The organism is Mycobacterium sp. E2497, assembly GCF_001668695.1.
Classification (GTDB): Bacteria; Actinomycetota; Actinomycetes; order Mycobacteriales; family Mycobacteriaceae; genus Mycobacterium.
This window is the reverse complement of the sequence record NZ_LZKD01000071.1, coordinates 28,829-51,251: the sequence shown is the minus strand read 5'-3', so window position 1 is coordinate 51,251 and position 22,423 is coordinate 28,829. Positions and strand designations below refer to the sequence as shown.

Genomic DNA, 22,423 nt, shown 5'->3' with positions numbered 1-22,423 from the left:
CTCCCGTTCTCGGTCAGGCGCGGTCGCCGAAGAAAAAATCCTGCGCGTTGTTGTAAAGGTAGTTATCCAGCACGTCGGCCGGCAGATCAAGGGCACGGGCCTCGGGGATGACCCGCCGCATGGGCAACACCGGCCAGTCGGACGCGTAGATCACCTTGTTGCGACCGCGCGTGCGCATGTAGTGCAGCAGGCTCTCCGGCAGCCGCTTGGGCGACCACGCCGACGTCATGAGGCGCAGGTTCGGGTACTTCAGCAGCAAGCGGATCGCGACGTCCCACCACGGGTCGGCGCCGTGAATCATGCACAGCCGCAGTTCGGGGAATCGTACGCACACGCGATCCAGGTGCATGGGGTGCTGGACCTCGCCGGGTATGGGCGGCCCCGGGATGCCGGTGTTGATGCACAGCGGAAGGTCCAGTTCCGCACATTTGGCATAGAGCGGGTAGTACACGGCGTCGCTGGGCGGGTATTGGCCGTCGCCCCAAAAGCTCGGCCCCACTACGGCATACGCGACGGGCAGGTCGCCCGCGATCTCGGCGAGCTTGCGCAGCGACGGCACCGGGCGAAGCAGGTTGACCCCGCCCTCGGCCAAGGCGAATCGATCCGGTTTGGCTTCGGCGAATTTGCGCGCGGTGGTGGACGGGTTGGTGAGCGAGTCCATCAGGATCGCCTTGTGCACACCTTGTTCGTCCATCTCGGCGAGCAATTCGGAGAGATCGACCGGGGCGAACATCGACTCGGGGCCCTTGAAGTAGTCGTCCCTGACCTTGAGCATCCACGTCGGCTGAATTTCGGCTTCGCCGAAGTGGACGTTCACCAGGCAGTCAATCACTTTGTCATTCATGACTTCCTTCGGCGTCGGACCCTACCAGCGCGCTCACCGGAAGGTGTTGAGTGGCTTGTTCTCTGGCCCATCGGTAGTTGGGCTTGCCGTTGCCGAGGCGTTCGATCTGCTCGACGAAGATGACGGCCTTCGGCGCCTTGAAATGCGCCAGTTGTGCCGTGCACGCGTGGTAGAGGCCGTCCGGGGTGAGCCGGGCGCCGGGTTGCGTGGCGACGAGCGCGACGACCTCTTGACCCCACCGCTCGCTTGGTCGGCCGACGACCAGGGCATCGGCGACGCCCGGCTGAGCGCGCAGTACCTCTTCGACCTCTTCGACGAAAACCTTTTCGCCACCGGTGTTCACGACCAGCGAGTCGCGGCCCAGCAGGCGGATGGTGCCGTCCTTCTCCAGCGATGCCCGGTCGCCGGGTATCACCACCCGCCGGCCGTCGATCTCGGGGAAGGTCCGTTGCGTGGCCTCGGCGTCACCGAAATACCCGAGCGGGATGCGGCCTGTCCTGGCGGCCCAGCCGACTTCCCGCTCACCGGGCCGCAGAAATCGGCTGCGGTCGGCCGACACCACGCTGGCCCCCTCCCTGGGTTGGAAGGTTTCGCTGGCGGTCCCCCCGCGGCTGTGCCCGAACGCCATGTTGCCGCTCTCCGACGACCCATAGCCCTCGATGATGGTGATGTGTGGCAGGCATTCCATCAGTGCGCGTTTGTGTTTCGCGTTCGTCGCGGCGCCTCCGGTGCCGATCGCACGCAGCGAGGACAGGTCATAGGAACGCGCGCGCAGCTCGGCGATCAGCGGGCCGGCGTACGCGTCACCCACCATGGTCATCATGCCCACCTTCTCGCGCTCCGCGGTTTCCCACACCGACCGGACGTCCAGCCTGTTGCTGTCGTCGTAAAGCACTACGGGCAGGCCGGCGCAGAGCGCGGAGAACGCGGTCCACATGCCGGCGGCGTGCATGAGCGGGGAGACGGCGAACCACGGCTGGCCGCCCGCGGCGACCTTGTCGTGAATCTCCGTGACGCTGGCATGATCGGCCCCGACCATCGACGACACGTACATGTCGCTCTGTCGCCACAGCACGCCCTTCGGACGCCCCGTCGTCCCGCCGGTGCACATCATGATGAGATCGTCCGGAGATCCGGTCTCCTCGCGATCGGGGCCGACGGACGCCAGGGCGTCGTCGAGCGAGATCGCCTTCGGCAGTTGGGGAACCGTAGTGCCGTCGTCGATGGAGATCAGCAACTCGGTACCGATCGGCGGCAGGACGTCGGCGAACCGGGCGCCGAGGGAGCGGTGGTAGATGATCGCCCGTGGGCGGACGTAGTCGAGAAGGTCGCGGATTTCCCGGGGCGAGTAGTGGTGGTTCACGTTGACCGGGACGGTGCGCGCCTTCAGGCAGCCGATGACCATGTCGGGGTACAGGTCGTTGTACATCAGCAACGCGATGCGGTCCTGTCCGCATTCCCAGCGCTGCAGCGCGTCACGGGTCGCGTAGACGCCGAAACCCCTGCCTTCGAGGTAGTTCGCCAATCGGTTGGTGCGGACCGCGGAGTCGGCGAAGGTGCTCTTGCGGTCGCCGCACACGGTCATCAGCCGGTCCGGCACGGCGTCGGCGATGGCGTCCAGAACCGCGCCCACAGTCCATTCACTCATGGTGGGGCGCTAAACGGCCGACGGGACCGGAACGCCGAGCAGGTCGAGAGCATTGTCGCGCATCACTTTTCGGGCATCGGCTTCGCCGAAGCCGTTGAGTTCCCCGGCGAACGACACCGGCGTCTCGAGGCCTTCGCCGTGCGGCCAGTCGGACCCGAACAGGATCTTGTCGATGCCGATGACGTTGGCCAGCTCTTGCAAATCGTCCTCGTAGTAGGGGGCGATCCACACATTGTTGCGCAATTGCTCCACCGGGTCCTCGGGGAAATGCCGCGGGTAGTTGTTGGCGACCTTCTTCAGCCGCTTGATCAGCCGATGCACGAAATAGGAGCCGTTTTCGATGCTGACCGCCCTGAGCCCGGGGTGGCGGGTGAACACACCGTGCACGATCATCGAGGCCATCGTGTCGTGGATGGCGCGGTCGTCCAGGAGAACCTGATCCAGTGGGTCCTTTTCCCCGAACCCCTCGAAGGTCGCCTTGCCGCCCCACTGCGCGGCGATGTGCAGATAGCCGCTGTCGCTGAGGTGGAAGCCGACCGGCACCCCCGCCTCGGCGAGCCGGGCCCACACCGGGTCGTGGCTGGGATCGCCCAGCGATCTCGGCTTCACCACACCGGGCACCGGCGCGGGCCGCACCAGCACCAGCTTGGCGCCGCGCGCCAGCACGAACTCGACCTCTTCGAGCGCCTTGGCCGGGTCTGCCAGCGAAATGATGGGCGCGGCGATGATGCGGTGATCGGGCCGGTCGAAGCCCCAATCTTCGTCGAGCCACAGGTTGAACGCGTGCAGCGAGGCCATCGTGGCCTCGATGTCTCCCTTGAGCGCCTCCTCGACGCCGCACGCGAAAGTCGGCAGCATGAACACCGTTTCGACGTCCTGGGTCTCCATCACCGCGACCCGCGCGTCGCGGTTCTGGTACTCGGGGTGGCTGGCCAGCCGCTCGACCTTCATCAGCGAGGCGGGGTCGACGCCGTCGGGGATTTCGCCGCGGAACAACAGGTCCAGGCAGCCCGGCACGATGATCGGGTCAAAGGTCGGGTTGGGGATGAAGTGGTTGACCCGATCCCCGATCACGGCCCAGGTGCGCTTGCCGTCGTTGAGCATCTGCACGCCTCGCCGCTTGAACTTCTTGTCCAGGTGGCGGGTGAAGGCGTCCAGTGGTTCGTAGTAGTGGTTGTCGACGTCAATCGCCTTATAACCCAAGCTGGTCATGATCATCCTTTCCGGCATCACCGGCGAACACTAAGCGTCGGTCGGGTCGAGCGAAGGGAATCGGGGGGGCCGCTTCTCCAGAAAGCTGGTGATGCCTTCGATGACGTCCGGCCGCGGCATCGCCTCGTGCAGCAGCACCTCGGCACGCGCCGTGGCGTCCACGACATCGCGAGTGGCGTCACCGTATACCTGCCGCTTGATCACTTCCATGGACGCCGGCGAGCAGTTGCGTGCGATGTCCTCCGCGTATTCCAGCGCGCGGTTCATCAGATCCTCGGGCGCGACCACGTCCTTGACGAGGCCGAGGTCGGCCGCCTCCTCGGCGAGGAAGGTGCGGCCGCTCAACAGCAGATCCAGGGCGACGCCCCAGGTTGTCAGTCGCGGCAGTATCCAGGAGATGCCGAACTCGGCGATCAGTCCGCGGCGGGCGAAGACCGCGGCGAACTTGGCCCCGGCGGCCGCGAACCGCACGTCACACATGAGCGCCTGGGTCAGGCCGATGCCGACGCAGGCGCCGTTGATGGCGGCCACGACGGGCTTGCGCAGCGTGGTCACGAAATGCGGCGGCCGTTCCCCGACCAACTCGGCGAGGTTGGTCTGACTCGCCTTCTCCATCGTGTCGCCGTAACTCGGTGCGGAATTCGGCGTGCCCAGATACGCGCCGGCGCAGAATCCTTTGCCCCGGCCGGTCAGCACGACCACCCGGATGGCCGGGTCCTGTTCGGCGCGGTCGATCGCCGAGTAAAAGCCGGCGGCAATGTCCGGCCCCCAGGCGTTCAGGCGTTCAGGACGGTTGAAGGTCAGAATCGCCACGCCGCTGCCGGTGGACTCGTAGAGCACTGCGGCCTCGGAAGCGTCGTCCCCGCCGGACATCTCCCCCGCCACCTCCTCACGACCGCTACCCGATCCCGCGACGATTTGTACGCATACTGTATACCTATCGGTACCGTTTTCCACAACCGCCTTCGGGTGCCCACGAACCCCGGCCGAACAGGGGATTTCGGCTTGCTGAACCTCACCCCTGACCGCCGTCGACGGGGCTACTCATGACCAGGAGTGGCACGGATATCCCGGGTGTGGCGAGCACCACGCGCCGATCGCGTTTCCTCCTGGCGGCGAAAAGGGAAAGCCAACACAGATACCCACTACCGGGAGGGGAAACGCAATGGTTGACATCAAGAGCGGTCCGGTCGAGCTGATCCAGGGCATCGTCGAAGCCGTCTTCGGCAAGGCCAAGGAAATCGTGGGCACGATCATCGGCCGCAACGATCTGGTCAACGAGGGCCAGGCGCAGCAGGACAAGGCCGACGCGCAGCGCAGCGCGGCGAAGAAGGAAGCCGCGGCCGAGAAGGCCCGCGGCAAGGCCAAGGCCGCGGAGGCGCGCGAGCAGGCCGAACAGTAGACGGTTAGGCACAGGCCCGGTCACCTCGGTGGCCGGGCTCTGCTATGTATCCCGATGTGGCGCAGCGGTTTTGGCCGCCGATTAGGCCTCGATGAGCCCAAGCCGGCGGTATGCGTTCTCGATCTGCGACTTGGCCTCCGTCGGCAACTCCGCCTGCGGTGGCCGGGAATGCGGATACGCGCCTATCGGCAAGCCGAGAAGCGAGGCGGCGTACTTGAACGCGCCACCCCAGTGAGTGAAGTAATCGGCCCGTCCCGGATAGCACGTCCACCAGGATCCGACGTCGAGGTCGAATTGGTCCAGGCCCGACTCGCGGCCGAAGTCCATCGCCTCGAGCAGCTTGTCGCTTTGTACCAAATCCCAGTATTCCGAGAACAATCGCCGCCGCGGCGTCTCGAACAGATAGCCCGCGGTGCCCAGTTGCGCCGGACAGACGATCCCGTCGCGCAGCCAACCGGCGCGATACACCGTCTTGTCACACTCCCAGAGCACCAGGCCGGGCGCCAGCTGGTGGAGCATCCGGCTGCTGGCCGGCCTGAAGGCGCCCTCCTTGGTCGCGCACACGGCGGGCACCTCATCGTAGATCCGCGCGCTTTCGGCGGCGGTCAGCACGTAGCCGGACGACGGCGAGTTGAACATGCCCAAGGCGATGTCGGTGCGCGAGGCGATGTATTTGAAGAATCGCAGAACGCCCTCGCCGCCATGCACTTCCATCATCGGCGTTTGGATGTAGACGATGTCGGCGCCGGCTTCCTGGGCGTGCAACGTCAACTCCAGACAGTCCTTCGCGGCGATGGCGGCCGTGCAGGCTTGCACGACGACGTCGGGATTGACGGCACGCCCTTCCTCAATCGCTACCTCTAACAAGCGTTTTCGCTCATCGATGGTCAGCGACCAGAACTCCGAGAGACCGCTGGTGCACCACAACATCGGGTGCCCGAGGTCGCCGACGCAGTAACGGACCAGCGTCCGATAGGCCTCCCAGTCGATGTCGTCGCCGTCCGGCCCGCAGAACGGGGTGTAGAGCGAGTCACCGATTCCGCGCAATGCGCCGCGCGCCCAGGCGCGGGCCTCGCTTGCCGTCGCCACTTTCGACTCCTTCTTTCGGCCGAGCTTTTCGTTCCGGGCGGTCAGGTGAAGTCCGAACCACCGTCGACGTTGATGTTGGCCCCCGTCATGTAGGAGTTGCGCCGCGACGCGAGGAATGCGGCCACCGGCCCGATTTCCTCCGGCAGCCCCGCCCGTGGCATGTGGGCCGGATGGCCGAAGTGCTTGTCGATGGCGTCCATCAACGCGTAAAGATCGCCGCCGTCGACGCCCACCGATTTCGCCCAACCGACGAGCGACTCGGACGCGATGCTGCCGGGCGACACCACGTTGACCAAGATCTCGTCCTTGGCCAAGAACAGAGACAGATTCTTGGACACGCTGGTCAGCATCGACTTGGCCGCCGTGTAGGCGGGCAGCATGACGCTCTGCCGCTGGGTCGAGTGGGCCGAGAAGTTGACGATCCGCGCCCATTGCGCCTTGCGCAGCAGCGGAAGTGCCGCGCGGACACAGCGCACCATGCCCATCACCCCGTCTTCGACGGCCTGGCGCCATTGCTCGTCGGCCAAATCGTCGAACGTGCCCGCCGCTCCCGGCCCGACCGTATTGACAAGGGCATTGAGTTCTCCGCCCCATCGCCGGCCGAGTTCGGCGAACGCCTCGTCGACCTGACCGGGATCGGCAATGTCCGCGACGAGCCCGACGGCGTCGGGGCTACCGCGCCCCGTCAACTCCGCCGCGGCGCAGTCGAGCGCGTCACGACTGCGGCCGATCACCGCGACCCGGGCACCTTCGTCGGCGAGGCAGCGGGCCGTGGCCAAACCCATGCCGCGGCTACCGCCGACTACCACCGTTGCGGCATCCGCCAGCCCTAAATCCATGGCAATTCCCGTGGCTCATCGGATGACTGGGTGAATGGCTTGCGCCCGGTCATGTTCGCCCGCCCGGCCTATCGTTACCAAAACGCCTACGATAGGTATTACAGTAGCAGATGAAAAGTGCACGAAAGCCGGGTTGACGGACATCGTCGAGCGGCGACACGGCTAAGCTTGCGCAGGTGAGTCGGTACGGCTCTTGGACCGCATGCACAGGATACAGCGTGATGGAGGTGCCCGTAGTGGCAAAGCAGGCTACCGCCGATAGGCGTCAACGCCGCGAACGCGGATCCATCAATCCCGATGACATCATCAGTGGCGCATTCGAACTCGCGGAGCAGGTATCGATCGACAACTTGAGCATGCCGCTGCTTGGCAAACATCTGGGCGTCGGCGTCACGAGCATCTACTGGTACTTCCGTAAGAAGGATGACCTGCTCAACGCGATGACCGACCGCGCATTGAGCAAGTATCGGTTCGCCACCCCCTACGTCGAGGCCAGCGACTGGCGCGAGACATTGGCCAACCACGCGCGCCTGATGCGTAAAACGTTCATGGGTAACCCAATTCTGTGCGACCTGATTCTGATCCGCGCCGCGCTCAGCCCGAAGGCGGCACGGCTGGGTGCCGAGGAGATGGAGAAGGCCATCGCCAACCTGGTCGAAGCCGGGCTGTCGCCGGAGGACGCCTTCGACACCTACTCGGCGGTTTCGGTGCACGTCCGCGGCTCGGTGGTGCTGCAGCGGCTTTACGAGAAGAACCAATCCTCCCATGAGGGTGCGCGTGCCATCGAGGACGCCGTCGCCATCGACCCCGAGAAGACTCCCCTGCTGGCCCAAGTCAGCCGCATCGGGCACCGGATCGGCGCACCCGACGAAACCAACTTCGAGTACGGACTCGGCTGCATCCTGGATCACGCCGGCCGGTTGATCGAAGAAGGCAAGGGGCCGAAAGGCGGCAAGGCCGCGCCGTCACGGCCACGCAAGGCGGCCAAGTCGCCCGCGTCACGCGCACGCACCAAGGCCCCGGCCGCGCGCTAGCCGGATACCGAATAGGGTTACTACACTTCGGGTTCCGGCACGTCGAAGTGTTCGTCACGGAGCCGGAACGCTTCCTTGGTCCCATGCTGTGCGCGGGCCTTGACGAAATTGAACTCTCCTGGCCCGAATTGCAGGTTGGTGCCGAAGGCGTGGAAGAGATAGCTCGCGACTTCCTCACCCTGGTATGCCTGGCTCTGCTCGACGAGGCGGAAAGCCTCCTTGGCGATGACCACCCCGTCGGCGGGCATCTTCGCCGCCTTCTCGGCCCAGTACCGCGCCCGCGCCGGGACGGCGGCGGAATCGCAGGTGTCGGTGAAGATCCCGAGATGTTCGAGCTCGCCGGCCTCGATGATGTCGCCGGTCAGCAGCAGGCGCCGGGCCAGCACCGGACCCAACCGGTGGAAGAACATGTGCAGGCTGCCGAGCGCGGGGCCGAGGAAGCGGGTGGCCGGCATGCCGACCTTCGTGTCGCGCGCTATCACGGAGATGTCGGTCATCAGCGCCATCTCGAAACCGCCGCCCAGCGCATATCCGGTGATCTCGCCCACCGTCACCTTGGGAAAGCCCATGAAGTTGTGGTAGAAGCCAAAAGACTTACGGTCCACGGTAAGTCGCCGACGTTGACTGGGACGGCGCTTGCCCGACGCGTCGCCGGGCGTGGTCGTTTCGCCATACCAGCCATAGGCGTTGTTCATGTCGGCCCCGGTGGAGAAGACGCCGCCCGCGCCGCGCAACAGCACCACCGTCAGGTCGTCGTCGTCGGCCACCCGATCCAGACAGCGGGCGATGGCGTCGCGCATGACGGCGTCGTAGGAGTTGCGGTGCGCCGGATTGTTCAGCGTGATCGTGGCGATGCGGCGGTCGGGGTCCATCTCGAACAGCACGCGATCGTCCGATGCGCTCGGGGGCGTCATGTGTCGGATTCCTTTCGCCGCCTGCCGAATTTGAACCCGGCGAGCCTCTCAGGGGGTGACGCCAAGGTGTTCACCTGGCCGGTGCAGAGCACTTCGCCGTCGAACAGCAGCCGTGCCGTCGATGCGATGCCGCGTTCGACCTGCGATCGGACGATGTCGAACCGTAGCGCGGTCAACACCGGTGTCGGTCGGCGGAACGTCACGACCAGTGATCGCGTCTTGCCGGACAGGCCCGTGACGCAATTGTGGTGCTGGATGACGCAGTCGAAGAAGACGCCCAGAAAGCCGCCGTGCACGCATCCCGGCGGGCCCTCGTAGACGAGCGGGAAGTTGACTCGCCCCGTTGCCTCGTCGGCATCGAGCTGATCGAACCGATACTCCGGGAAGCACGGATTGTAGGCGCCGATGTCGGTCGCATGGTCGAGATAGACGCGCCGGGGATCATCGGGGACGTCGCCGATTCGCGGCGCGTTGTCCACCGGCGCAGCGGCAGAGAGTTCGCTCTCCCATTCCGCGAACTTCTCCACCATGGTGTCGACGGTGGGATGGGGATGTTCGAGGGCCAGCAGCAGTGAGCTCAGGCGCCGCATGGCGCCGGCGGCCGCCACGGTCTGGGAGAGTGGCCGCTCGCCGAATCGGGCGTCACCCGATCGCGTTGACTCCGGTTCGGCGCAGCCCCCCGCTCGCCCCTCCTGCAAGGCCATGCATCCCCCTTTTCGCTCGGGTTCCGGCCCGGCTATTTCCGGCGGCGGCGTACCCTGCTAACTTATACAGCGTATCAATGGTATTGCCTACTGTATGGGTAACCGTAACGGCAGAAAGGCCGGATTCGACGGTGAGTCAGGAGGCCGACGCGGCCGGCGCCGACGGTGCGGTGACAGTGTGCCGGGACGGCGGGGTGTTGCGGATAACGCTCGATCGCCCATCCCAGCGAAACTCGTTGAGCCAGAACATGATCAGCGCCTTGGTCGAGGCCCTCACCGACGCCGCCGCCGATGATTCGTTGCGCGCCGTGCACATCCGGGGCGGCGAGGATTTCTGCGCCGGGGTGGACTGGCTGGCCACCAACGACCGCCGGCGCCCCCGCGCCGGCGACCTGGTGCGGCGGATCCCCCATGCCGCTCATCGCGTGATCGAGCTGGTCGCCGGCATCCAGTTGCCAGTGCTCTGCAGTGTGCGGGGATGGGCCGCCGGGTTCGGCTGCAACCTCGCGCTGGCAGCCGACTTCACCGTCGCCGCCACCGACGCGGTGTTCTGGGAGCCCTTCGTTGACCGGGGCTTCAGCCCGGATTCGGGCGCGACCTGGCTGCTGCCCCGGCTGGTGGGGCTGGCACGGGCCAGGCGAATGCTGTTGTTGGGCGAGAAAGTCAGCGCGCGGGATGCGGCCGATTGGGGATTGATCCACCGGGCCGTAAGCCCGCCCGAGCTCGACGACGCGGCCGAGGAATTACTCGAGCGGCTGGCCTCCGGGCCGACGGTGGCGATCGGGCTGACCAAGCAGGCACTGGGCTTCGGCCAGGACACGACGTTGAGCCAATCCATGGCCCAGGAGCTGTACAACCTGGAGTTGTCCTGCCGGACAGCAGATTTCAAAGAAGGTCTGGACGCCTTCCGGCAACGACGCGGCCCGAAATTCCAGGGCCGGTGAGGGAGCAGGATGCCTACTGACTCGTTCGACACCATCAACTACGACGTCGACGGGCATACCGCCACCATCACCCTGAACCGCCCGGACGCCCTCAACGCGCTCAGCCCGCACATGATCACCGAATTGCGAGCCGCCTACGACGAGGCCGAAAACGACGACCAAGTCTGGCTGACCATCGTGACCGGCACCGGTCGCGCGTTCTGCACCGGTGCCGACGTCACGGCCATTCCCGAAGACGGCAAGGTCGTCTACGAGCGCCCGTACCTGTCGACCTATGACCAATGGGAGGCGCCGCAGGAGGGCACCCCTCCGTTCCGCACGGCCGCCAAGCCCGTGCTCGCCGCGGTCAACGGGTTGTGCTGCGGCGCCGGCATGGACTGGGTCACCACATCCGACATCGTGATCGCCTCGGAACAAGCGACTTTCTTCGATCCACACGTCAGCATCGGCCTGGTAGCCGGCCGCGAGATGGTGCGGGTCTCGCGCGTGCTGCCCCGCTCCATTGCCCTGCGGATGGCCTTGATGGGCAAGCACGAGCGGATGAGCGCGGGGCGCGCCTACGAATTGGGATTGATCAGCGAAATCGTCGAGCACGAAACGCTTCTCGAGCGGGCCCACGAGATCGCCGGCATCGTCAACTCCAATGCGCCGCTGGCGGTACGGGGCACTCGTCTCGCCATCCTCAAGGGGCTCAACGTGCCGCTGCACGAAGCCGAGATCATGGCCGAAACGTTCCGCGAGCGCGTGTTGCGCACCGAGGATGCGGCCGAAGGGCCCAAGGCCTTCGTGGAGAAGCGCAAGCCCGATTGGCAGTGCCGATGACGTTCGAAACCATCAGGCTCGAGGTCGACGAGAGTGACCGGGTCGCGACCATCACGCTGAACCGGCCCGGACAGCTGAACGCGTTCAACCGCACCATGTGTGAGGAGGTGGCCCGCGCCTGGCGCATGGTCAAGCTCGATGATGCGGTCAACGCGGTGGTACTGCGGGCGGCGGGCGACCGGGCGTTCAGCGCCGGCCTGGACATCAAGACGCCCTACGGTCAGCCCGAAAACATCTGGAACCACGAGGATCCCGGCGAGGCACTCAGCCCCAAATGGCAGAAGATGTGGAAGCCGGTCGTGTGCGCCGTTCGGGGCATGTGCACCGCGGGTGCGTTCTACTTCGTCAACGAATCCGATGTCGTCATCTGCTCGGAGGACGCGACGTTTTTCGACTCGCACGTATCCGCCGGCCTGGTCTGCGCGTTGGAGCCGATCGGCCTGATGAGGCGCATCGGCCTCGGCGAGACGCTGCGCATCGCGCTGATGGGCAACGACGAGCGGGTCAGCGCCGACACCGCGCTACGGATCGGCTTGGTGTCGGAGGTCGTCCCCGCCGAGCAGCTCTGGGACCGCGCGCACGACATCGCCGCCACCATCGCCGCGAAGCCCCCGACCGCGACCCAGGGCACGGTGAAGGCGATTTGGGAATCGCTCGACAAACCCTATCGGGCGGCCATGGAACAAGGACTGATCTACACCCGCCTGGGCAACCCGCTCGGAACGGCCGAACTTGCCGCCCGACCGAGTTCCGGCGACGAAGGCGCCGCGCGCAATCCGAAGACCCGCTGATGCCCCCGCACCCCCTCAGCCAACGCATTGCCGACGTCCTCGACCTGCAGCCCGAGGCCGACGCCATCGAGTATGAGGGGCAATGGATCTCCTGGGCTCGCCTCGGCGGATCGGCACGGCGCATCGCCGCCCTGACGGCCGGCGCCGAAGCCGGGATGCTGCTGCGCAACCGGCCGGGTCAGGTGGCCGCCTTCCTCGGGGTGTTGCTGGGGGGCGGCACCGTGGTCGTCATCAACCCCGGCCGCGGTGAGGTGCGCACGCGGTCGGACATCGCCGCACTGCAGACCCCGCTGATCATCGGGGAGCACGACGAACTGACGGCGCTGGTGCCCCCGACGACCGCGACGACGGCCGTGCCGATCTCCGGTCGGCTAGACGATCCCCCAGCTGACTGCGTGACCACTTCACCCGCGGCGCAGACCGGTCCGCGGCCGGGCGTCGCGGTGCGCATGCTCACCAGCGGCACCACGGGACCGCCCAAACGAATCGACCTCGACTACGACACGCTGGCGCGCAGCGTGATGGGCGCCGAAGCCGATCGCGCCCCGGCGCCTACGGAGCTGCGGCGTGGAGTCGCGATCGTCAACTCGCCGCTGGTGCACATCGGCGGGGTGTTCCGCGTGTTGCAATGCATCGCCGAGGCGAGGCCGTTCGCGCTGCTCGAGCGATTCGAGCTGAATGCGTGGGCCGACGCGGTGCGCAGGCACCGGCCGCGCACGGTATCGCTGGTGCCCGCCGCTCTGCGCACGGTGTTGCACTCCGACGTGCCGCGAGCCGACCTGGCTAGCATCCGCGCGGTCACCTGCGGCACCGCCCCGCTGTCGGCCGACGACGCCGACACCTTCACCGAGAAGTACGGCATTCCGGTGCTGACCTCCTATGCGGCAACGGAGTTCGGTGGCGGCGTGGCGGGCTGGACCCTGCCCGACTACCGGCGATACTGGGCGGCCAAACGGGGCAGCGTCGGTCGCGCCAACCCCGGCGCCCAATTGCGGGTGGTGACTGACGACGGCGCGCCGCTCGGACCTGACCAGGTTGGTCTGCTCGAAGTGAAGCCGAGCCAGCTGGGGCCCTCGGCCCGGTGGATGCGGACCACGGATATGGCGCGTATCGACGCGGACGGGTTCGTCTGGATCGTCGGGCGGGCCGACCAGGCGATCATCCGCGGCGGGTTCAAGGTGATGCCCGACGACGTCCGCACCGCCCTGGAAAGCCACCGGGCGGTGGCCGGTGCCGCGGTGGTCGGGCGCTCCGATAGGCGCCTCGGCGCGACGCCCGTCGCCATGGTGGAATTGCGCGAGCCCGGCTCCACCGGACCCGACGCGATCGTGGAATATCTGCGAACACGGCTGGCGCGCTATGAGATTCCCACCGAGATCGCGATCGTCGACGCGATCCCCCGGACACCGTCGGGCAAAGCCGATCTGGGCGCGATCCAGCGCTTCTTCAGCGCACCCCACGGCGATCATGCGCGGTGACATCGCGACCGTCGCCGGGGTCCTCACGCGCCAGGCCCGCTCGCGGGCCGACCACGCCCTGCTCGTCTGCGACGACGACCGGATCAGTTATGGGGAAGCCGAGGCCCGCTCGGCCAAGCTGGCCCGCGGGCTGATCGCAGCCGGCGCGGGCAAGGGTACCCATGTGGGCCTGCTCTACCCCAACGGCCCGGAGTTCGTGGTCGCGATGCTGGCCGCGGCGCGGATCGGCGCCGTGGTGGTCCCCTTCTCCACGTTCGTCACCACCCGCGAACTGCGCCAGCAGCTGCTCGACAGCGATGTCGAAATACTCTTGAGCGCGGCGACTTTCCGCGTCCATGACTACGTGCAACGGCTCGAGCAGGTGCTGTCGGATCGCGACTTCGACTCCGACCGCCATTTGTTCTCGCCGGCCGCGCCACAACTGCGGCAGGTCGGCATCGCCTACCGCCCGGGCGCGGCGCGGCGCCGCCGGGACATCGTTCGGTTCTACCGGCTCGCCGATACCGTGGACCCCGAGCTGCTGGCGGCGACCCAGGACGACGTCAACGGCTGCGACCCTTTGGCCATCGTCTACACGTCGGGCTCCACCAGCTCCCCCAAGGGCGTCGTGCACACGCATGGCGGCCTGCTCGGACATCAGCAAAACCTCAACAAGATTCGCGGTTTGACGGCGGACGACAGGCTGTTCTGCAATTCGCCCTTCTTCTGGATCGGCGGCTTCGCGTTCGGGCTGCTGGCCACGTTGGTCGCCGGGTCGACGCTGGTGTGCTCCAACGCCGCCGACCCCGGAAGGACACTTGACCTGCTGGAGGCCGAACGACCGACCGTGACCAACGGTTTCAGCGCCGGGATCGCTCACCTGACCGAACATCCGAGCTTTCCGGGCCGGGACTTGTCATCGATGCGTCGGGGCAACCTCTATCCGATCATGGCGCCCGACGTTCGACCGGCCGACCCCGAACTGCGGCACAACATGCTGGGCATGACCGAAGCCGGCAGCGTCGTGCTGATCGGCGACGACGAAACCGATCAACCGGAGAACCGGCGCGGGTCGTTCGGCAAGCCGGCACCCGGTATCGACACCAGGATCATCGGCGCCGAAACGGGAGAACCGGTGACCGCAGGCGACGCCGGCGAACTGTGCATCCGCGGACCGTATGTGATGCAACGCTATTACGGACGCAGTCGCGAGGAGTGCTTCGATGCCGACGGCTGGTTCCACAGCGGCGATCTGGTGCGGGTGGACGCGGACGGATTCTTCTACTACCTCGGCCGGCTCGGCACGATGATCAAGACGGCGGGAGCCAATGTCTCGGCGGTCGAGGTCGAACGGGCTATCGCCAGCGTCACCGGCGGGCTGGCAGCGCACGTCATAGGCGTTCCCGATGCCCGGCGGGGCCAGCTGGTCGCGGCGGTCGTGGTGGTGCCGGACGGTGCTGCCTTCGACCCGGCGGCGTTGCGCGACCGGCTCAAGGCGGAGCTGTCGGCATACAAGATCCCCCGGCGCTTTGTGGCCGTCTCACGCTCGGAGCTTCCGTTGCTCTCCAGTGGCAAGGTCGACACCCGAGGACTGAGGGAGCTCTTCGGTGCCTGACACCCTCGACCGACTGGTACGGCTGCGCTCCGACCACGACGGCGACAAGCCGATGGTGATCGACCCCACGTCGCGGGTCAGTTATCGCGAACTCGACTCCACTACACGAGAATTGGCCGCGGTGTTCGTCGAAGCCGGTGTGGGCAAAGGCACGCGGGTGGGATTGATCATGCCCAACAGCACCCGCTGGGTGCAGATCGCTGTCGCCTTGACCCGCGTCGGGGCCGTGCTGGTTCCGCTGAGCACCCTGCTGACGGCGCGGGAGCTGGCCGCCCAACTGCGGGCCGCCGCGGTGCAACTGCTGGTCGGCGTCGAGGAATTCCGCGGGCACCGATATCTGGACGACCTCGCGCCGCGGACCCAACTTCCCGCCCTGCGTCAGGTCTGGACGGCCGACCGGCTCGCCGACGCGACCGCCGGCCTTCGAGCCCGCCGACTGGTCGACGCCCTGACGGAAAGGGTCAACGCCGCCGACCCGTTGGTCATCATGTTCACCTCCGGCAGCAGTGGGCCGCCCAAGGGAGTCATGCACTCTCACGGCAGCGCGCTCGGCGCGACCCGGTCGAGCCTGGGCGCGCGATGCATCACCCCCGACACCCGTCTGTATCTCCCGATGCCATTCTTCTGGGTGGGTGGCTTCGGCAGCGGAATCCTGTCCGCGCTGCTAGCCGGCGCCACCCTGGTGACCGAGGAGATTCCCCGGCCCGAGACGACACTGCGACTGCTGGAAGCCGAGCGGGTGACGTTGTTCCGCGGCTGGCCCGACCAAGCCGAGACGCTCGCCCGCCACGCCGCCACCGCCGGCGCCGACCTATCGGCCCTGCGACCCGGAAGCCTGCAGGCCGTGCTCCCGCCCGAACAGCGGGCCCAACCCGGCGCCCGCGCCACGCTGTTCGGCATGACCGAGGCGTTCGGTCCGTACTGCGGCTATCCCGCCGACACCGATATGCCGGCGACTGCGTGGGGCAGCTGCGGAAAACCATTCCCCGGCATGGAAGTTCGCATCGTCGACCCCGACAGCGGCGATCCCGTCCCGGGCGGAACGGTCGGCATGATCCAGATTCGGGGACCGCACACACTGCGCGGCATCTGCGGCCGCGGCCGAGAGGACGTGTTCACCGTCGACGGCTTCTACCCCACCGGCGACCTGGGCCGCCTCGACGAGGAGGGGTTCCTGTTCTACCACGGACGCTGCGACGACATGTTCAAGGTGAGCGGCGCCACCGTCTATCCCGGTGAGGTCGAACAGGCGCTGCGCACCATCGACGGCGTCCGTGGCGCCTTCGTCACCAACGTGCCCACAACGGCGGGCCAACGGGTCGGTGCGGCCGTGGTGTCCGACGGACCGTTGACGGCCGACCAGCTGAGTCGGCACGCGCGAAACCTGCTGAGCGCCTTCAAGGTACCGACGGTGTGGCTACCGCTGACATGCGACGACGACGTCCCGCGAGGCGGCACCGGCAAGGTCGACCTACCTCGACTGCGGGAGATGCTGAGCGACGCGAATCGGGATCAGGAGACCCGGGTCCAGGGTTGACAGTTCTGCGACTCGAACGCCTTGACCGAGGTGTTGATGTTCGCGTACATCGGACCGATCGAGGTATTCGTCTGTAGCACATGGTCCTTGTTCGCATCGGGCGTGCTGTAGGTGAACCACGAGCACATCGACTCCTGTGTCGGCACGTTGTTGATCCAGACACCGAAGACCGATCCCGACCCACCCGTGTGGTAGAGGCCCGGCGCGATGTCGACACCCACGACGAAGACACCGTTGCCGGGAATCGGGTCGAGCATGTCGGCGACGGCCGGCGGCGCCAGGGCGATAGCTGTCACAGTCGCCACGAATACGGCCGATGCGCGAATCGTTCGGGGCACTTGTCCTCGCTCTGTGTCGTTTGGCCCCCTTGAGATGGCAGCCTATGCCGAGGCAGGCGCGCAGGACAACGGTTAGCCCGACGGCGGACGGCTCCCCTCGTCGACGACGCCGCGCGCGGTCAGGTGGTCGATCAACGGAACGGCGCCGGCGGCCAGGTGTTGCGCCATCGCCGCGCGTGCGAGGTTCTCGTCGCGCTTTTTCAGCGCGGACAAGATGCGGCGGTGGTCCCTCATCGACTGTTCGGGCCAGCCTTGGATGGCGGGAAACACCGATTCCGGTGCGTAGCGGGTGATCTGGGACATCAGCTGGGCGAGTTTGGGCGAGTCCGCGGCGACGTTGATGGCCCGGTGGAATTGGTGGTTGAGGCGCACCGTGCGCTCGTCGTCGTCGCCGGCGTAGGCGTCTTCGAGCTCCGCCTGGATTTGTTTGAGTTCGCGCAGTTGGTCGTCGCTGATGTTGGTCGCGGCCCGCGCCGCGAGTTCGCCGCCGACGTGTGCCTGCACGTTCGCGACGTCGGTGACGTCGCGACCTGTCACCGGCAACACCATGAAACCCCGTCGCGGCTGTTGGCCGATCAAGCCCTCCGCGCGCAGGGCAAACAGCGCTTCCCGCACCGGTGTGACGCTGATTCCCAACTCGGCGGCCAATTGGTCCAAACGGACGTAGGACCCCGCGACGTAGGTGCCATCGAAGATCCGCTGGCGGATCAAGCGCGCGACGTCGTCGGAAAGCTGCGGTCGCGCCGCGAAATCCGGAACCGTCATCGCTACACCTGATACTCGGCGAGCAGCCGCTTGCTGATGATGGACTTCTGGATCTCGCTGGTTCCCTCGCCGATGAGCAGGAACGGCGCGTCACGCATCAGCCGCTCGATCTCGTATTCCTTGGAATAGCCGTAGCCGCCGTGGATCCGGAAGCTCTGCTGAGTGACTTCGGTGCAGTATTCGCTGGCCAGGTACTTCGCCATCCCGGCGGCCACGTCGTTGCGCTCGCCTGAGTCCTTCAGCCGCGCCGCGTTGACCATCATCAGGTGTGCCGCTTCGATTTTGGTGGCCATCTCGGCCAGCTGGAATGCGATGGCCTGATGCTCGGCGATGGGCTTGCCGAAGGTGTGGCGCTGCTGGGCGTAGCGGACGGCGAGCTCGAAGGCGCGGATGCCGACACCGCACGCCCGGGCCGACACGTTGACCCTGCCGACTTCGATCCCGTCCATCATCTGGAAGAAGCCCTGCCCGGGGGTACCGCCCAGAACGTCATCGGCGCTGGCCCGGTAGCCGTCGAAGATGAGCTCGGTGGTGTCGATCCCCTTGTAACCCAGCTTGTCGATCTTGCCCGGTATGACCAGGCCGGGCACGACTTCGCCGAAGCCCGTCGGCTTCTCGACCAGGAACGCCGTCAGGTTTCGGTGCGGCTTGTCCGCGCCTTCGTCGGTGCGGACCAGCACCGCGATCAGCGTCGAGCTCCCCCCGTTGGTCAGCCACATCTTTTGCCCGTCGATGGTGTAGTCGCCGTCGGGCTGGCGCCGGGCCCGCGTCCGGATCGCGGCGACATCGGAGCCCAGCTCGGGCTCCGACATCGAGAAGGAGCCTCGCGTCTCGCCGGTCGCCATCCGCGGCAGGAACCGCTGCTGCTGCGCATCGGTGCCGTGCTGGCGCAGCATGTAGGCCACGATGAAATGGGTGTTGAGCACCCCGGACACACTCATCCAGCCGCGCGCCAGCTCCTCGACGCACAGCGCGTATGTCAGCAGCGACTCCCCCAGGCCGCCATACTCCTGGGGAATCATCAGCCCGAACAGGCCCATGTCGCGCATCCGGTCGACGATGTCCTGTGGGTAGGTGTCGCCGCGCTCCAGCTCGGCGGCGTTGGGGATGACTTCCTTTTCGACGAATTGCCTTACGGTGTCGATGATTTCGGTCTGGAATTCGGTCAGGCCGAGGGTCTGGGCGAGTTTGGTCATGCGTCGTCTTTCCTTTTCGGCTTGCTCAGCAAGCGATTGTCTTCGCGTCCGTCAGGCGGTCGATGTCGCCGGGCGTCAAGCCCAGGCGCCGCTGCAGGACCTCGGCGGTGTCTTGACCCAGGGCGGGCGCCGGTGCGCCGGCGGGGTGGGCGCCGTCGAACGCTACCGGCAGGCCGGGGGCGAAGTACTCCCCCAGGCCCTCCTGACGCAATCGGGTGAAAAGCGGATTCCCGGTCACCTTCGGGCCCGCCGCAACCTCGGCGAAGGTGCGATACCGCTCGAACAACACCGTGGTTCCCGACAGGGCGGCGATGATCTCCTCGGCGGTGTGGTCGGCGAACCAGGTGGCGAACAGCCCGGACAGCACGTCGCGATAGCGGTAGCGGTCACCCTCGGATTCGAAGTCGACGCCCAACGCGTCGGCGAGCGCGTCCACCGCGGCGCCGGTGCCCGTCACGCCGACGAGGTCGCGAAAGTGCCTGCGGGTCAGGGTGACAACCATGAACCTGGCACCGTCACGGCTGGCGAAGTCCTGGCCGTACTGGCCGTAGATGGCGTTGCCCAGTCGCTGGCGTTGGGAGCCGGTGACCTGCGGCTCGGTCAACAGTCCCAGGTTTCCGGCGGTGGCCAGCGCGACATCCTCGAGCGCCAGGCTGATCCGCGTGCCCGCACCGGACTCGTCACGGCGGCGGAGTGCGGTGACGACGGCCAGCGCGGCGTACAAGCCGCAGCAGACATCCCAGGCCGGCAACACGTGGTTGATCGGGCCGGCATGATCGGCCGGGCCGGTGACGAGCGGGAAACCGATGCCGGCGTTGACCGTGTAGTCGACCCCGGTCGACCCGTCGCCACGCCCGAGCAGCTGCACGTGGATGACGTCGGGGCGCCCGTCTGCCAGGGCCTGGTAGCTGAGCCACGGCAAGCCGGCGGCGTTGGTCACCACCACACCGTCCCCCTCGACGATGAGCCGCCGGACCAGGTCTTGTCCTTCCGAGGAATGCAAATCGATGGTGGCCGAGCGCTTTCCCTTGTTCAGCCCCGTCCAGTAGATCGACGTACCGTCCTCCGCCAGCGGCCACCGCTGCACGTCGGAAGCGCCACCGATCGGGTCGATCCGAATCACCTCGGCACCAAGCTGACTCAACGTCATGCCGCACAGAGGGGCGGCGACGAAGCTGGACACCTCGACGACGGTGAGACCACTCAGGGGCCCGGTCACTTCGGGGCGACCCGCTCGAACACCGCGGCCAGACCCTGGCCGCCGCCGATGCACATGGTCTCCAACCCGTAGCGGGCCTCACGCCGGGTGAGCTCGCGGGCCAGGGTGGCCAGCATCCGCCCGCCCGTCGCGCCGACCGGGTGGCCCAGCGAGATGCCCGATCCGTGCACATTGGTCCGCTCGTGGTCGGCGGCGCCGAAATTCCATTCCCGCATCACGGCGAGCGCTTGGGCGGCGAAGGCTTCGTTGAGTTCGATGACGTCGATGTCGGACAGCCGCAGGCCCGCCTTGCCGAGCGCCGCCTCGGTCGCGGGCACGGGCCCGATGCCCATGACGTGGGGCGCCACCCCCGCCAGCCCCCATGACACCAGGCGCACCAACGGCGTCAGACCGTATTCGTCCGCCTTCTCGGGCGTGGTCACCACGCACATCGACGCCGCGTCATTCTGACCGCTGGCGTTGCCGGCGGTGACCGTCGCCTCGGGATCCTCGTTCAGCAGAACGGGTTTGAGTTTGCCCAGCGACTCCACCGAGGCATCGGCGCGCGGATGCTCGTCGGTGTCGATCAGCTCCTCGCCCTGGCGGGTGCGCACCGCCACCGGGATGATCTCCTCCGCCAGGATGCCGTCCTTCTGGGCGGCCACCGCCCGCTGGTGCGACCGCACGGCGAGCTCGTCCTGCTCCAGACGCGAGATGCCGTACTGGCGGCGCAAATTCTCGGCCGTCTCCAGCATGCCGCCGGGCACGGGGTGGTGGCGCCCGCCGGCGGTGGTGCGCCCCCGCGCGAGCGCGTCATACACGCGGACACCGGTTCTCCCACCGCCCCAACGCATGTCGGTGGAATAGAAGGCGACGTTGCTCATGCTCTCGCAGCCGCCGGCGACGACGAGATCGTGATCGCCGTTGCCCACCTGCAGGCAGGCCTGGATGACCGCCTGCAGACCCGACCCGCAGCGGCGGTCGACCTGCATTCCGGGAACCGTCACGGGCAGGCCGGCGTCCAGGGCCACCACCCGTCCGATCGCCGGCGCCTCGCTGTTGGGATAGCAGTGGCCGAGGACGACGTCGTGCACCGCCTCGGGCGCGATGCCGGTTCGTTCGAGCAGGCCGTTCAGGGCGGTGACGCCCAGGTCGACGGCGGTCAGCGATTTGAACATGCCACCGTAGCGGCCGATCGGGGTCCGTACCGGTTCACAAATGACCGTCTCGCGCATCATCCCTCGCTCAGATGTGCCGGCCGCCCGTGACTTCCATCACGGTGCCGGTCATGTATGAGGACAGATCGGAGGCCAGGAACAGAGCGACGCCGGCGACCTCGCTGGGTTCGCCGGCGCGGCCCATGGGGATCTCGGCCACCTTCTGGTCCCAGATGCGTTGTGGCATGGCCTCCGTCATGGCCGACCGGATCAACCCGGGGGCGATCGCGTTCACCCGGACTCCCAGGTAGGCAAGCTCTTTGGCCGCGGCTTTGGTCATGCCGACGATCCCGGCTTTGGCCGCCGAGTAATTGGTCTGGCCCACCATGCCGACCTTGCCCGAGACGGACGACATGTTCACGATGGCGCCGCGCTTGTTCTCCCGCATGACGGCCGCGGCCAGCCGGGTTCCGTTCCACGTGCCCTTCAGGTGCACGTCGATGACCTGATCGAACTGCTCTTCCGTCATCTTGCGCATGGTCGCGTCGCGGGTGATCCCGGCGTTGTTGACCATGATGTCAAGGCCGCCGAAACTCTCGACCGCGGTCGAGATGAGGGCTTCGACCTCTGCGGCCCGGGTGACATCACACTGTTTCGCCAACGCGACATCGCTGCCGCCCAGCTGCGCAGCGGCGGCTTCGGTCGCCCCAACGTTCAGGTCGCCGAGCACGACGCGGGCACCCTCGGCAACGAATCGCTGCGCAATGGCGAAACCCAGGCCTTGTGCACCGCCCGTGATGACCGCGGTTCGACCGTCCAGCAACGACACCTGATTCCCGCCTCCCTGTGCTTCCCGCCGGGGACGCCCCGACCGTCGAATATCATATTTCATATAGGATCTGCTCCGATGCCGGGTT

At 67.0% G+C, this 22,423-nt stretch carries 22 protein-coding genes; 8 read left to right on the top strand and 14 right to left on the bottom strand.

Annotated elements, in window-relative coordinates; genetic code table 11:
* Positions 1-13 precede the first annotated feature (13 nt).
* Genes A5713_RS05640 through A5713_RS05625 form a run of 4 tightly spaced genes read right to left on the bottom strand, consistent with a single transcriptional unit; the run spans position 14 to position 4,577 of the window.
* On the bottom strand, positions 14-844 hold the full coding sequence (locus tag A5713_RS05640) for an amidohydrolase family protein (protein ID WP_068093454.1): 831 nt from the start codon (positions 842-844) through the stop codon (positions 14-16).
* Entirely contained in the window at positions 837-2,492 is a 1,656-nt protein-coding gene (locus A5713_RS05635) for an acyl-CoA synthetase (RefSeq protein ID WP_068093451.1), read from the bottom strand. Before A5713_RS05635 ends, A5713_RS05640 begins: the two co-directional genes overlap by 8 nt.
* 9 nt (positions 2,493-2,501) lie before the next feature.
* On the bottom strand, positions 2,502-3,704 hold the full coding sequence (locus tag A5713_RS05630) for an amidohydrolase family protein (RefSeq protein ID WP_068093508.1): 1,203 nt from the start codon (positions 3,702-3,704) through the stop codon (positions 2,502-2,504).
* A gap of 30 nt (positions 3,705-3,734) precedes the next feature.
* On the bottom strand, positions 3,735-4,577 hold the full coding sequence (locus A5713_RS05625; protein WP_067922516.1) for an enoyl-CoA hydratase: 843 nt from the start codon (positions 4,575-4,577) through the stop codon (positions 3,735-3,737).
* Positions 4,578-4,869: 292 nt separating this feature from the next.
* Here A5713_RS05625 and A5713_RS05620 point away from each other — a divergent pair, with 292 nt between their 5' ends.
* Positions 4,870-5,106, top strand: coding sequence for a general stress protein CsbD (locus A5713_RS05620; protein WP_067922399.1), 237 nt, complete (start codon positions 4,870-4,872; stop codon positions 5,104-5,106).
* Positions 5,107-5,187: 81 nt separating this feature from the next.
* On the opposite strand, the gene A5713_RS05615 is transcribed toward A5713_RS05620, so the two are convergent.
* Together A5713_RS05615 and A5713_RS05610 are read right to left on the bottom strand one after the other, a co-directional pair.
* Positions 5,188-6,195 (bottom strand): dihydrodipicolinate synthase family protein, encoded by a 1,008-nt coding sequence (locus tag A5713_RS05615; protein ID WP_067922401.1) that lies wholly within the window; start codon positions 6,193-6,195, stop codon positions 5,188-5,190.
* A gap of 41 nt (positions 6,196-6,236) precedes the next feature.
* The gene (locus tag A5713_RS05610) at positions 6,237-7,034 is read right to left on the bottom strand and encodes an SDR family NAD(P)-dependent oxidoreductase (RefSeq protein ID WP_067922404.1); all 798 of its coding nucleotides are present in this window, start codon (positions 7,032-7,034) and stop codon (positions 6,237-6,239) included.
* A 221-nt stretch (positions 7,035-7,255) separates the two neighbouring features.
* Between A5713_RS05610 and A5713_RS05605 the strand changes: the two genes are divergently transcribed.
* Entirely contained in the window at positions 7,256-8,068 is an 813-nt protein-coding gene (locus A5713_RS05605; RefSeq protein WP_068093505.1) for a TetR/AcrR family transcriptional regulator, read from the top strand.
* Between the two features lie 20 nt (positions 8,069-8,088).
* Here the strand turns inward: A5713_RS05605 and A5713_RS05600 are convergent, their stop codons facing one another.
* Positions 8,089-8,982 carry an enoyl-CoA hydratase/isomerase family protein gene (locus A5713_RS05600; RefSeq protein ID WP_068093448.1) on the bottom strand — a complete coding sequence of 298 codons (894 nt, stop codon included), beginning with the start codon at positions 8,980-8,982 and terminating at the stop codon, positions 8,089-8,091.
* Positions 8,979-9,686 carry a hypothetical protein gene (locus tag A5713_RS05595; RefSeq protein ID WP_068093446.1) on the bottom strand — a complete coding sequence of 236 codons (708 nt, stop codon included), beginning with the start codon at positions 9,684-9,686 and terminating at the stop codon, positions 8,979-8,981. The genes A5713_RS05600 and A5713_RS05595 overlap by 4 nt, the downstream gene beginning before the upstream one ends.
* Positions 9,687-9,817: 131 nt before the next feature.
* Between A5713_RS05595 and A5713_RS05590 the strand changes: the two genes are divergently transcribed.
* Genes A5713_RS05590 through A5713_RS05565 form a run of 6 tightly spaced genes read left to right on the top strand, consistent with a single transcriptional unit; the run spans position 9,818 to position 16,852 of the window.
* Positions 9,818-10,630: an enoyl-CoA hydratase/isomerase family protein gene (locus A5713_RS05590; RefSeq protein WP_068093443.1), complete on the top strand. Its 813-nt coding sequence runs from the start codon at positions 9,818-9,820 to the stop codon at positions 10,628-10,630.
* Between the two features lie 9 nt (positions 10,631-10,639).
* Positions 10,640-11,452, top strand: a complete 813-nt coding sequence (locus A5713_RS05585; protein ID WP_068093441.1) for an enoyl-CoA hydratase/isomerase family protein — start codon at positions 10,640-10,642, stop codon at positions 11,450-11,452.
* Positions 11,449-12,243 (top strand): enoyl-CoA hydratase/isomerase family protein, encoded by a 795-nt coding sequence (locus A5713_RS05580; protein ID WP_068093499.1) that lies wholly within the window; start codon positions 11,449-11,451, stop codon positions 12,241-12,243. Before A5713_RS05585 ends, A5713_RS05580 begins: the two co-directional genes overlap by 4 nt.
* Positions 12,243-13,721, top strand: coding sequence for a class I adenylate-forming enzyme family protein (locus tag A5713_RS05575; RefSeq protein ID WP_068093436.1), 1,479 nt, complete (start codon positions 12,243-12,245; stop codon positions 13,719-13,721). Before A5713_RS05580 ends, A5713_RS05575 begins: the two co-directional genes overlap by 1 nt.
* Positions 13,711-15,315, top strand: coding sequence for a class I adenylate-forming enzyme family protein (locus tag A5713_RS05570; protein ID WP_068093433.1), 1,605 nt, complete (start codon positions 13,711-13,713; stop codon positions 15,313-15,315). Before A5713_RS05575 ends, A5713_RS05570 begins: the two co-directional genes overlap by 11 nt.
* Positions 15,308-16,852 carry a class I adenylate-forming enzyme family protein gene (locus A5713_RS05565; protein WP_068093431.1) on the top strand — a complete coding sequence of 515 codons (1,545 nt, stop codon included), beginning with the start codon at positions 15,308-15,310 and terminating at the stop codon, positions 16,850-16,852. Before A5713_RS05570 ends, A5713_RS05565 begins: the two co-directional genes overlap by 8 nt.
* Here the strand turns inward: A5713_RS05565 and A5713_RS05560 are convergent.
* From A5713_RS05560 to fabG, 6 genes are all read right to left on the bottom strand, one after another.
* On the bottom strand, positions 16,828-17,190 hold the full coding sequence (locus A5713_RS05560; RefSeq protein ID WP_067922413.1) for a hypothetical protein: 363 nt from the start codon (positions 17,188-17,190) through the stop codon (positions 16,828-16,830). The two genes, A5713_RS05565 and A5713_RS05560, sit on opposite strands and share 25 nt — an antisense overlap.
* 72 nt (positions 17,191-17,262) lie before the next feature.
* A complete protein-coding gene (locus tag A5713_RS05555; protein WP_068093427.1) occupies positions 17,263-17,955 on the bottom strand; it encodes a GntR family transcriptional regulator in 693 nt (230 codons plus the stop codon).
* A 2-nt stretch (positions 17,956-17,957) separates the two neighbouring features.
* The gene (locus A5713_RS05550; protein WP_068093423.1) at positions 17,958-19,151 is read right to left on the bottom strand and encodes an acyl-CoA dehydrogenase family protein; all 1,194 of its coding nucleotides are present in this window, start codon (positions 19,149-19,151) and stop codon (positions 17,958-17,960) included.
* A 25-nt stretch (positions 19,152-19,176) separates the two neighbouring features.
* Complete coding sequence (locus A5713_RS05545) at positions 19,177-20,370, bottom strand: CoA transferase (protein WP_068093421.1); 1,194 nt, start codon at positions 20,368-20,370, stop codon at positions 19,177-19,179.
* Positions 20,367-21,584 carry an acetyl-CoA C-acetyltransferase gene (locus A5713_RS05540; protein WP_068093496.1) on the bottom strand — a complete coding sequence of 406 codons (1,218 nt, stop codon included), beginning with the start codon at positions 21,582-21,584 and terminating at the stop codon, positions 20,367-20,369. The genes A5713_RS05545 and A5713_RS05540 overlap by 4 nt, the downstream gene beginning before the upstream one ends.
* Positions 21,585-21,594: 10 nt before the next feature.
* Positions 21,595-22,398, bottom strand: a complete 804-nt coding sequence (gene fabG, locus A5713_RS05535) for a 3-oxoacyl-ACP reductase FabG (protein ID WP_068093418.1) — start codon at positions 22,396-22,398, stop codon at positions 21,595-21,597.
* Positions 22,399-22,423 lie beyond the last annotated feature (25 nt).

What these genes read in the sequence shown, in the direction of transcription:
- A5713_RS05570 (WP_068093433.1), top strand. Translation starts at nt 13,711, where the DNA reads ATGCGCGGTGACATCGCGACCGTCGCCGGGGTCCTCACGCGCCAGGCC.
- A5713_RS05605 (WP_068093505.1), top strand. Translation starts at nt 7,256, where the DNA reads ATGGAGGTGCCCGTAGTGGCAAAGCAGGCTACCGCCGATAGGCGTCAA.
- A5713_RS05635 (WP_068093451.1), bottom strand. Translation starts at nt 2,492, where the DNA reads ATGAGTGAATGGACTGTGGGCGCGGTTCTGGACGCCATCGCCGACGCC.
- A5713_RS05625 (WP_067922516.1), bottom strand. Translation starts at nt 4,577, where the DNA reads ATGTCCGGCGGGGACGACGCTTCCGAGGCCGCAGTGCTCTACGAGTCC.
- A5713_RS05580 (WP_068093499.1), top strand. Translation starts at nt 11,449, where the DNA reads ATGACGTTCGAAACCATCAGGCTCGAGGTCGACGAGAGTGACCGGGTC.
- fabG (WP_068093418.1), bottom strand. Translation starts at nt 22,398, where the DNA reads ATGAAATATGATATTCGACGGTCGGGGCGTCCCCGGCGGGAAGCACAG.
- A5713_RS05585 (WP_068093441.1), top strand. Translation starts at nt 10,640, where the DNA reads ATGCCTACTGACTCGTTCGACACCATCAACTACGACGTCGACGGGCAT.
- A5713_RS05575 (WP_068093436.1), top strand. Translation starts at nt 12,243, where the DNA reads ATGCCCCCGCACCCCCTCAGCCAACGCATTGCCGACGTCCTCGACCTG.
- A5713_RS05620 (WP_067922399.1), top strand. Translation starts at nt 4,870, where the DNA reads ATGGTTGACATCAAGAGCGGTCCGGTCGAGCTGATCCAGGGCATCGTC.
- A5713_RS05555 (WP_068093427.1), bottom strand. Translation starts at nt 17,955, where the DNA reads ATGACGGTTCCGGATTTCGCGGCGCGACCGCAGCTTTCCGACGACGTC.
- A5713_RS05610 (WP_067922404.1), bottom strand. Translation starts at nt 7,034, where the DNA reads ATGGATTTAGGGCTGGCGGATGCCGCAACGGTGGTAGTCGGCGGTAGC.
- A5713_RS05595 (WP_068093446.1), bottom strand. Translation starts at nt 9,686, where the DNA reads ATGGCCTTGCAGGAGGGGCGAGCGGGGGGCTGCGCCGAACCGGAGTCA.
- A5713_RS05600 (WP_068093448.1), bottom strand. Translation starts at nt 8,982, where the DNA reads ATGACGCCCCCGAGCGCATCGGACGATCGCGTGCTGTTCGAGATGGAC.
- A5713_RS05640 (WP_068093454.1), bottom strand. Translation starts at nt 844, where the DNA reads ATGAATGACAAAGTGATTGACTGCCTGGTGAACGTCCACTTCGGCGAA.
- A5713_RS05550 (WP_068093423.1), bottom strand. Translation starts at nt 19,151, where the DNA reads ATGACCAAACTCGCCCAGACCCTCGGCCTGACCGAATTCCAGACCGAA.
- A5713_RS05630 (WP_068093508.1), bottom strand. Translation starts at nt 3,704, where the DNA reads ATGACCAGCTTGGGTTATAAGGCGATTGACGTCGACAACCACTACTAC.
- A5713_RS05540 (WP_068093496.1), bottom strand. Translation starts at nt 21,584, where the DNA reads ATGCGCGAGACGGTCATTTGTGAACCGGTACGGACCCCGATCGGCCGC.